This window comes from Acinetobacter lactucae (genome assembly GCF_013344765.1).
Classification (GTDB): Bacteria; Pseudomonadota; Gammaproteobacteria; order Pseudomonadales; family Moraxellaceae; genus Acinetobacter; species Acinetobacter lactucae_A.
Genome location: NZ_JABVBF010000129.1, coordinates 1 through 10037 on the forward strand (window position 1 = coordinate 1; position 10037 = coordinate 10037).

7 protein-coding genes are annotated in these 10037 nt (G+C 39.6%); 6 read left to right on the top strand and 1 reads right to left on the bottom strand.

The window, feature by feature from the left end:
* Positions 1-197 precede the first annotated feature (197 nt).
* The 6 genes from dnaA to HUN22_RS12620 all read left to right on the top strand — a co-directional run bounded on the left by dnaA (position 198) and on the right by HUN22_RS12620 (position 7947).
* Positions 198-1604 (top strand): chromosomal replication initiator protein DnaA, encoded by a 1407-nt coding sequence (dnaA, locus tag HUN22_RS12595; RefSeq protein WP_174729863.1) that lies wholly within the window; start codon positions 198-200, stop codon positions 1602-1604.
* 97 nt (positions 1605-1701) lie between these two features.
* Entirely contained in the window at positions 1702-2850 is a 1149-nt protein-coding gene (gene dnaN / locus HUN22_RS18185) for a DNA polymerase III subunit beta (RefSeq protein ID WP_125739815.1), read from the top strand.
* A gap of 14 nt (positions 2851-2864) precedes the next feature.
* On the top strand, positions 2865-3947 hold the full coding sequence (recF, locus tag HUN22_RS12605; protein WP_174729866.1) for a DNA replication/repair protein RecF: 1083 nt from the start codon (positions 2865-2867) through the stop codon (positions 3945-3947).
* Between the two features lie 52 nt (positions 3948-3999).
* A complete protein-coding gene (gyrB, locus tag HUN22_RS12610) occupies positions 4000-6468 on the top strand; it encodes a DNA topoisomerase (ATP-hydrolyzing) subunit B (protein ID WP_174729869.1) in 2469 nt (822 codons plus the stop codon).
* A gap of 35 nt (positions 6469-6503) precedes the next feature.
* The gene (gene cybC, locus HUN22_RS12615; RefSeq protein ID WP_174729872.1) at positions 6504-6896 is read left to right on the top strand and encodes a cytochrome b562; all 393 of its coding nucleotides are present in this window, start codon (positions 6504-6506) and stop codon (positions 6894-6896) included.
* 124 nt (positions 6897-7020) lie between these two features.
* Positions 7021-7947 carry a hypothetical protein gene (locus HUN22_RS12620; RefSeq protein WP_174729875.1) on the top strand — a complete coding sequence of 309 codons (927 nt, stop codon included), beginning with the start codon at positions 7021-7023 and terminating at the stop codon, positions 7945-7947.
* A 50-nt stretch (positions 7948-7997) separates the two neighbouring features.
* Here HUN22_RS12620 and HUN22_RS12625 read toward each other — a convergent pair whose 3' ends face one another.
* Complete coding sequence (locus tag HUN22_RS12625) at positions 7998-9926, bottom strand: ATP-binding cassette domain-containing protein (RefSeq protein WP_174729878.1); 1929 nt, start codon at positions 9924-9926, stop codon at positions 7998-8000.
* Positions 9927-10037: the final 111 nt, after the last annotated feature.

The window sequence follows — 10037 nt, forward strand, 5'->3', positions numbered from 1 at the left end:
TCCACAGGATGTGCAAAAAGTTATACACAAGCCGTTTTAAATTTAAATTTATTCACAAGAGATTTCTTTTTAGACAAAATCAAACGAAATCGTCATGACAGATGTGGATAACTTGGTTAGAATGGCGACCCCTTCTCACTAGGAAGGGTTAATCTTTAGATTATTTGAATTTAAAAACGCAGAAATAGGGGATACACATGCTTTGGACAGACTGCTTAACTCGCTTGCGACAAGAGCTCTCTGATAACGTCTTTGCGATGTGGATTCGCCCATTAGTTGCTGAAGAAGTAGAAGGTATACTTCGTCTTTATGCGCCTAACCCTTATTGGACGCGTTACATTCAAGAGAACCATTTAGAATTAATTTCCATATTGGCTGAACAGTTATCAGAAGGGCGTGTACGTCAGGTTGAGATTTTAGTTGATTCTCGTCCCGGTAGTATTTTGTCATCTAGTGAACAGCCAGCAACCACAACGGCTGCTTTGCAAACTGCACCTCAACAAAGTCTTAAAGTAAAAAAAGAACCAGATTCTATTTCTGGTACACCTACTAATAGTGTAATAAACCCAAAATCACCGAAAAAGAAGCTATTAAATCCTCAATTTACTTTTTCTTTATTTGTTGAAGGCCGTTCGAACCAGATGGCTGCTGAAACATGTAGAAAAGTGTTAACACAATTAGGTGCTTCACAGCACAACCCTTTATTCTTATATGGTCCGACAGGGTTAGGTAAGACTCACTTGATGCAGGCGGTTGGCAATGCTTTATTACAAGCCAAGCCAAATGCGCGGGTGATGTATATGACCTCTGAGAGTTTTGTTCAGGATTTTGTAAGTTCTTTGCAAAAAGGCAAAGTTGAAGAATTCAAGAAAAATTGCCGTTCTTTAGATTTGCTGTTGGTCGATGATATTCATCTCTTAGCAGGGAAAGAAGCAAGTCTGGTTGAGTTCTTCTATACATTCAATGCTTTACTTGATGAATCGAAACAAATTATTTTAACTTCAGATCGATACCCGAAAGAATTGACCGAGTTGGATCCTCGTTTGGTATCTCGCTTTTCTTGGGGACTTTCTGTAGGTGTTGAACCACCAGATATTGAAACTCGTATCGAAATTCTATTGAAGAAAGCTGAAAATAGCGGCGTTGATTTACCTCGAAACTGTGCATTATTTATTGCACAACAAGTAGTTGCCAATGTCCGTGAACTTGAAGGGGCACTCAATAAAGTCGTCGCAATTTCTCGATTTAAGGGTGCGCCAATTGATCTTGATGTTGTCCGTGAGTCTTTAAAAGATGTATTGGCAATTCGAGCGCGTACAATTAGTGTAGAAAATATCCAACGTGTGGTCAGTGAGTATTTCCGAATTCCTTTAAAAGAATTGGTAGGACCAAAACGGACACGAATCTATGCTCGACCGCGTCAGTTAGCAATGGGTCTTGCTCGTGAGTTGACGGGTGATAGTTTTCCTGAAATTGGCATGGCTTTTGGTGGGCGTGACCATAGTACGGTGATGCATGCTTGCGAAAAAGTTGTAAGTCTTCGAGAGGAAGATCCGATTTTTGACGAAGATTATAAAAATCTACTGCGTCTACTTCAGAGTTAATGAAATAATAAGACGTTGTTGCAAAGTCTACGTAAGTGCAGCATAGTACACAGCTAAAAAATGAAATATTTGCTCCAAGTTGCTAGAGGAATGAATCGTGCGTTTGAAAATCGCTAAAGAAAGCTTACTCAATGTTTTATCGCATGTTGTCGGTGCGGTAGAACGTCGTCACACATTGAATATTCTTTCAAACGTCAAAATTCAGACTAATGCTCAGGCACTCACCATTACTGGTTCTGATTTAGAAGTCGAGCTGGTTGCCAGTACTGTTTTAACAGAAGGGGCATGCATTGAAGCAGGTGAAACAACAGTTCCTGCTCGTAAGTTGATGGAAATTTGTAAATCATTGCCTACAGCTGCATTGATTGATTTGCAAATTACTGAAGATCAAAGATGTATTTTAAAATCTGGTAATAGCCGTTTTGTATTAGGTACTTTACCGGCAGAAGATTATCCATTATTAACCACTGAAAATAGCCAAGGTACACAAGTACAAGTCACCCAACGTGAGTTGAAGCGTTTATTTGAAAAAACTGCTTTTGCGATGGCTGTACAGGATGTGCGTTTCTACTTAACTGGTACTTTATTAGAAATTGATGAAAATCAATTGCGTGCAGTAACAACAGATGGTCACCGTTTAGCACTTTGTGAAATTACTGCTTCTTCTACATCAGCTCAATTGGTTCAAGCAATTGTGCCTCGTAAAGCAGTAGGTGAATTACAGCGTTTACTCAGTATTGAAGATGAACAATTAACATTGCTCATTGGCCGTGAATTATTAAATGTCACGATTAATACGCCTAGCCGTGACAAAGAGCAGGGCGATATCACTGTTCGTTTTACGACGAAATTGATTGATGGAAAATTCCCTGATTATCGTCGTGTAATTCCGCGTGGTGGCGATAAACATGTGTTAATCAGCCATGATGTATTTAAGCAATCATTACAACGTGTCGCAATTTTGAGTAATGAGAAATTACGTGGTGTTTTCCTGAATTTTAATCAAGATTCTTTACAGCTACGTGCAAATAACCCTGAACAAGACGAAGCGATTGAAGATTTAGCAATCCAGTATCAAAACATACCGCTTGAAATGTCTTTCAATGCGCAATATTTGCTAGATGTTTTAGGTGTGCTTGATGGTGATGATGTAAATATGAGCATGACTGAGGCAAACCAGTCTGTATTGGTTCAAGATCCGGCACATCCTGACCAAACTTATGTCGTAATGCCGATGCGTGTATAATTCGGCTATCTCATATGCATCTTACGCGTTTAAATATTGAACGTGTGCGTAATTTAAAAACGGTTGCACTCCAAGGGTTGCAACCGTTTAATGTATTTTATGGCGCTAACGGTTCAGGAAAAACTTCAATTCTAGAAGCAATCCATTTGCTTGCAACAGGGCGGTCATTCCGTACTCATATACCCAAAAATTATATTCAATATTCTGCCGAAGATGCGATTGTCTTCGCCCAATCTGCAACTGAAAAAATTGGCATGCAAAAGTTGGCCTCTGGTGAGCAGTTGATGAAGGTCAATGGTGATACGGTGGCTACACAAGGACAACTCGCTAAACTGCTTCCTTTACAGCATATTGATCCACAAAGTACAGATATTATTGATCATGGGGCAAAACCACGCCGTCAGCTTTTAGATTGGCTGATGTTCCACGTGGAACCTGAGTTTTATTTTGCTTGGCAATATTATTCTCGCGCATTAAAACAGCGTAATACTTTACTTAAAACCAGGCGTAATATTTCTTTAGTGGATTTAGAGCCGTGGAACAAAATGTTGAGTGATTATGGTGAAATTTTACACTCTCAGCGTTTAAGTATTGTGGAACAATGGAATGTCTTTTTTCAAAATGATTTAAGTCATTTGCTACCTGATCTGGAGATTGAACTGGAATATAATCCGGGTTTTCATACAGAGCAGGGACTCATGCAAGACTTGCTGAATCAACACCAAAAAGACATCGAAAGACGCTATACCGAATATGGTCCACATCGTGCTGATTTGCGCTTAAAAACCCCATTTGGGCATGCTGACGTTGTTTTATCAAGAGGTCAGAAAAAACTCTTGATTATTGCCTTAAAACTGTCACAAATTGCAATGTTGCATGCGAGTAATAAGGAAACTGTGGTATTATTAGATGATCTGACAGCAGAATTAGACTTAACCGCACAACAACGTTTAATTGAACGATTAAGCCAACTTGGTAGCCAGGTTTTTATGACAACTTTAGATCATGCATCGGTAAAAAAACACTTACATGATCTGTCTATTTCATATCAATTATTCAATGTTGAATCCGGTCAAGTTAGTCTTGCTTCACCATAATTTTTTGATGTTACCCATCTTTGAATAAACCTATATTTGCTAGGGAGAAACCATGAGTTCAGAGTCTCAATCAGCCTCTCAAACAGAACAAACCAATGAAAAGGCTTATGATTCCTCTAGTATTAAAGTATTACGTGGATTAGATGCAGTTCGTAAACGTCCGGGGATGTATATTGGGGATACAGACGACGGTACCGGTTTACACCATATGGTATTCGAGGTTGTCGATAACGCAATCGATGAAGCTTTAGCGGGACATTGTGATGAAATTATTGTCACGATTCACGAAGATGAATCGGTAAGTGTTTCCGACAATGGCCGTGGTATTCCAACCGATATTCACCCTGAAGAAGGGGTTTCTGCAGCGGAAGTAATTCTTACGATTTTGCACGCAGGCGGTAAGTTTGACGACAACAGCTATAAAGTTTCAGGTGGTTTGCACGGCGTAGGCGTTTCGGTTGTAAATGCGCTTTCAAGTAAATTGCATTTAATTATTAATCGAGCTGGCCAAGTGCATGAACAAGAATATCATCACGGTGATCCGCAATATCCATTACGTGTGATTGGTGAAACGGATAAGAGTGGTACAACCGTACGCTTTTGGCCAAGTGAATTAACATTTAGTCAAACTATTTTTAACGTTGAAATTTTAGCGCGTCGTTTACGTGAGCTTTCATTTTTAAATGCGGGCGTGCGTATTATTTTACGCGATGAACGTATTAACCTTGAGCATCTATATGACTACGAAGGTGGTTTATCTGAATTTGTAAAATACATTAACGAAGGTAAAACTCATCTAAACGAGATTTTCCATTTCACTGCAGATACCGAGAATGGTATTGGTGTTGAAGTTGCATTGCAGTGGAATGAAAGTTATCAAGAAAATGTGCGTTGCTTTACCAACAATATTCCTCAAAAAGATGGCGGTACCCATTTAGCTGGTTTCCGTGCGGCTTTAACACGTGGTCTTAATCAATATCTTGAAAACGAAAATATTCTCAAGAAAGAAAAAGTCAATGTAACAGGTGATGATGCTCGTGAAGGTTTAACGGCGATTATTTCGGTCAAAGTACCTGACCCTAAATTCTCATCTCAAACTAAAGAAAAACTGGTATCGAGTGAAGTCAAACCAGCGGTTGAGCAAGCAATGAACAAAGAGTTCTCTGCTTACTTACTTGAAAATCCACAAGCTGCAAAATCGATTGCCGGTAAAATTATTGATGCTGCACGTGCACGTGATGCTGCGCGTAAAGCTCGTGAAATGACGCGTCGTAAGAGTGCACTTGATATTGCTGGTTTACCAGGTAAATTGGCAGATTGTCAGGAAAAAGACCCAGCACTTTCTGAATTATATCTAGTCGAGGGTGACTCTGCGGGTGGTAGTGCTAAGCAAGGCCGTAACCGTAAGATGCAGGCTATTTTACCGTTGAAAGGGAAAATCCTGAACGTTGAACGTGCACGCTTTGACAAAATGATTTCTAGTCAGGAAGTAGGTACTTTAATCACTGCACTTGGCTGTGGTATTGGTCGTGAAGAATATAATCCTGATAAGCTTCGTTATCATAAAATCATTATCATGACCGATGCCGACGTCGATGGTTCACACATCCGTACCTTGTTGTTAACGTTCTTCTTTCGTCAAATGCCGGAATTGGTTGAGCGTGGTCATATTTATATTGCTCAGCCACCTTTGTATAAATTGAAAAAAGGTAAGCAAGAACAATACATCAAAGATAATGATGCATTAGAAACGTATCTCATCTCAAATGCGATTGATGAACTATCTTTGCATACTAATGCGGAGGCACCTGCAATTACTGGTGAAGCACTTGCAAAAGTGATTCAGGACTATCAAGTTTCACAAAAGAGCTTACAGCGTTTAACTTTACGTTATCCAGCGAGCTTACTGGATGCTTTACTTGAAGTAGAGGCATTCAAGAGCGATCAGAACCACGATGAAGCTTATGTACAACAATGGGCTGATCAGGTACGCGATATCATTACCAGATTACAGCCAAGCTTACGTCCAGAAATATCACTAGAGGCATTTGAACGTGAAAATGCTCAGGGTGAAAAATCTGCACATTATTGGCCACGTATTACGGTGTATGTACATAACCTGCCGCACGCGTATTTGCTTGATGCAGCTTTATTGAATTCAGCTGAATATGCACGTTTATTGAAAAACTCGAAGAGTTGGTTCACTTTACTTGAAGACGGTGCTTATTTACAAAAAGGCGACCGCCGTATTCAAGTGGCTAACTTCCATCAAGTTTGGCAACACATTTTGCAAGATTCTCGTCGCGGTATGATGATCCAACGCTATAAAGGTCTTGGAGAGATGAATGCTGAACAGCTTTGGGAAACGACAATGGATCCCGAAAATCGTAATATGTTGCAGGTAACAATTGACGATGCGATTGAAGCAGATCGTATGTTCTCTTGCTTAATGGGTGATGACGTTGAACCACGTCGTGCATTCATTGAAGAGAATGCTTTAAATGCGGATATTGATGCTTAATTCATACCATGATTCTAAATCAGTCTAGGGAGAGAATGATGAGTCAGAAGTTATTAGCTAGCCTTTTAATTTCATGTGCGGTTTTAGGAAGTTCTGCTGTTTCGGCGGCAGACTTGGAAACGAATATGAAAACTTTAGCTAAGAGTACTAAAGCATTTGCTGAGGCGAAAGATACTGATAACGCGAAACAACAGCTTGTTGTAATGCGTGAAGCAGCTGTTTCTTCTAAGCAATATTTACCGCATAAACTCGAAGGTTTACCTTCAGAAAATGTACAGGTAAAAGAGTACCAAGCTGGTTTAGATCAGCTTGTTGCCGAGATTGATAAAGTAACTGTTTTAGTTGAGCAAGGACAATTAGATCAAGCCAAAGCTGAAGCAATCAATTTAGTCACAATACGAAATGAAAATCATAAAAAATTTAGATAATTGTTTATGATGATTAAGGAAAAGGCTTTGTTTAATTTTAGACAAAGCCTTTTCTTTTATAAGAACTGAACTTTTAAACTACCATTTAAGTGGTAGTTTGCATTTATATCAAGAGAATATAATTTTGAAAAAAACTCACAAATTCTTATGCATTGGAATCATATTTTTTAATTTTTTATTTCAACTGCATGCTGCGACAGCCCCCTCCTTTTATGGAAAATTAGTATTTCATCGTTATAGTGATTATGACGAATGGGACAGTAAGCTTTATCTTTATAACTTCACAACACAGCAGACCACATTACTCGGCGCAAATTGGAAAATTGACCATATGATGAATGGCCATTTCTCGCCAGATGGGAAATGGTTAACTTTCATGGGAGTGAACTCTGGGCAGCATTATGGCGATGCATGGGATGTATATGTTTGGAAAGTCGGAAGCACTGAGTTACCTATTAACTTAACTCAGGGTAATAGTAAGCGTGATGAAGATCCTAAATTCATTGATAACCAGCGTATTATTTTTAAACAAAATGGCGATTTAAAAATCGTCAAAATGACTGATCGGACAATGACTTCTGTCACGCAAAATGGTTGGGATATAGAAGAATCGATGCCTTATCCAATGGTGAATACTACTCAAATCTTATATGCGAAAGGTGCTGGAAATAATTCTCGAATTTTCAGTATTGATCAGTCGGGGGCCTATGATACACAACTGACCAATATTGCCTCATATTATCCAGTATGGTGGCAAGGAAGTCGGTTCTTATATGTACGCTGGTATAATTCAACAAATCCTCATGACCAGATCTATATCTATGATATGGCGAATAAACAAACCACACGGTTACCATTTAACAGCATTAATTATGATACTTCCGATCCAGCTCCTCTAGATCAGCGTTACATGGTGGTTTCCCTTGCAGGACAAACAGGCAGTCGAGGTGGTTACGATTTATATATCGCTGACAGTCTATCAAGCAATGTTTGGCCTTTACCAATAAATACCAATTTAAATGAATTAGGGGCTTTTTATACGCCTTATTAATGAATAAAAAAGCCGATTAAGAAATCGGCTTTTTTATTTTAGAAAATGGATTAATCAAAAGAAGCTTCCATTTCTTCCAATTCCATCATGAATTCTAAAAGCTGTTCTTCATATTGTTCAAGTTTAGCTTTCAGCTCTGTCTGTTCATTCATAAGCTTAAGCAAATCATCCTTACGTGCCGCGTCATATAAAGAAGAATCAGCCAAGGATTCTTCAATTTTAGCAAGCTGCGGTTGTAGCTTTTCAATTTGAGACTCAACTTTTTCAATGTTTTTACGAATAGGTCGAGTCTGTTCACGACGGCGAGCCGCTTCTTTACGCTGTGCTTCTTTATCAACTTTAGCTGGGGCAACAGTAGCTGAGGAGGAGTTATTCTGTGCTACAGCAGTCTGAGCATTGATTTGTTGTTGGCGTGCTTCACGTAGCCATTTAGCATAATCCTGTAAATCACCTTCGAACTCAGTACATTTACCGGCGTGTACTAAAAGAAGCTCGTCACAAACGCTTGCAATGAGTTGGCGTTCATGGGAAACCAGAACAACGGCACCTTCAAAATCTTGTAATGCCATGCTCAGTGCATGACGCATATCAAGATCTAAATGGTTTGTCGGTTCATCGAGAATTAAAACATTTGGACGCTGCCATACAATGAGTGCTAAAGCTAAACGAGCGCGTTCTCCACCAGAAAAGCTTTCACATGGCGTATCCATGCGCTCACCACTAAAGCCAAAACTACCTAAGAACGAACGTAGGGTGGCTTCACTAATTTGTTTATCTGCTATACGGGCAAGCTGTAGCATTGGACTAGCATTGCCATCTAAAGCATCCATTTGGTGCTGTGCAAAGTAACCAATGTTAAGCAGCTCGGAAGCTTTACGTTCACCTGCCAAGAGTGGTAAATCACCAACCAAACTTTTAATTAGTGTTGATTTACCTGCGCCGTTCATCCCAAGCAAACCAATACGTGAGTTTGGTGTAATTTGTAATCTGATTTTTGCAGCTATTTGCTTATCACCATAACCAATGCTGGCATTGTCTAAAGTCAGCAAAGGAGAGCTCATTTTGGTCGGTTCACGGAAACTAAAAGTAAACGGTGTATCAATATGAGCTGGAGCGAGCTCTTGCATGCGCTCAAGTTGTTTAATACGACTTTGTGCCTGACGAGCTTTGGTCGCTTTTGCTTTAAAACGGTCAATAAATTTTTGTAGGTGAGCACGTGTTTCTTGCTGCTTCTCAAAAGCTTGTTGCTGCTGAGCAAGACGTTCACTACGCGTGGTTTCAAATGTAGAGTAATTTCCGGTGTAAAGCGTGAGCTCCTGATTTTCAATATGCAGAATATGATCTGTAATCGCATCTAAAAAGTCGCGGTCATGCGAAATGAGAATGAGAGTACCTTCATAGGCTTTAAGCCAATCTTCTAACCACAAAATTGCATCTAAATCTAAGTGGTTGGTTGGTTCGTCGAGTAAGAGTAGATCTGAACGACTCATAAGGGTACGCGCCAAATTTAAGCGCATACGCCATCCACCTGAGAAACTTTCAACATTCAAACGTAACTGATTTTCTAGAAAACCAAGACCCGCCATGAGCTGCGCAGCTTTAGATGGAGCTGAATAACCATGAATTTCATCAAAGCGGCCATGCAATTTAGCCAGTTCAAAATCAGTCAGTTGATCGGGTTGAGCAAGCTTATTTTGAATATCCCAAAACTCTTCATCACCTGAAAGAACAAAATCAATTGCAGGCATATCTAGGGCTTTTACTTCTTGCGCCATATGCGCCACGGTCCAGCCTGTCGGACGAGTAAGTGAACCTTCATCTGCACTTAAACTGCCAAGTAATGCAGCAAATAAGGTCGATTTACCTGCACCATTTACACCAGTTAGACCAATCTTCCAACCTGGGTGTAATTGCATAGACGCTTTTTGAAATAGAACACGTCCACCGCGGCGTAAAGAAACTTGGTCAAATTGAATCATCTTATTGTATCGAGGTGAGTTAGGGATGCTGTATTTTAAAGAGAAGTGTCGATGAAAACAAAACTTTCCGGATTTTAGTGAGCAGGTATTAATAATTAGTTATATCAAGAC

Bases quoted from the DNA above. Each gene is read 5' to 3' on its own strand.
- HUN22_RS12625 (WP_174729878.1), bottom strand. From the start codon at position 9,926: ATGATTCAATTTGACCAAGTTTCTTTACGCCGCGGTGGACGTGTTCTA.
- recF (WP_174729866.1), top strand. From the start codon at position 2,865: ATGCATCTTACGCGTTTAAATATTGAACGTGTGCGTAATTTAAAAACG.
- dnaA (WP_174729863.1), top strand. From the start codon at position 198: ATGCTTTGGACAGACTGCTTAACTCGCTTGCGACAAGAGCTCTCTGAT.
- gyrB (WP_174729869.1), top strand. From the start codon at position 4,000: ATGAGTTCAGAGTCTCAATCAGCCTCTCAAACAGAACAAACCAATGAA.
- cybC (WP_174729872.1), top strand. From the start codon at position 6,504: ATGATGAGTCAGAAGTTATTAGCTAGCCTTTTAATTTCATGTGCGGTT.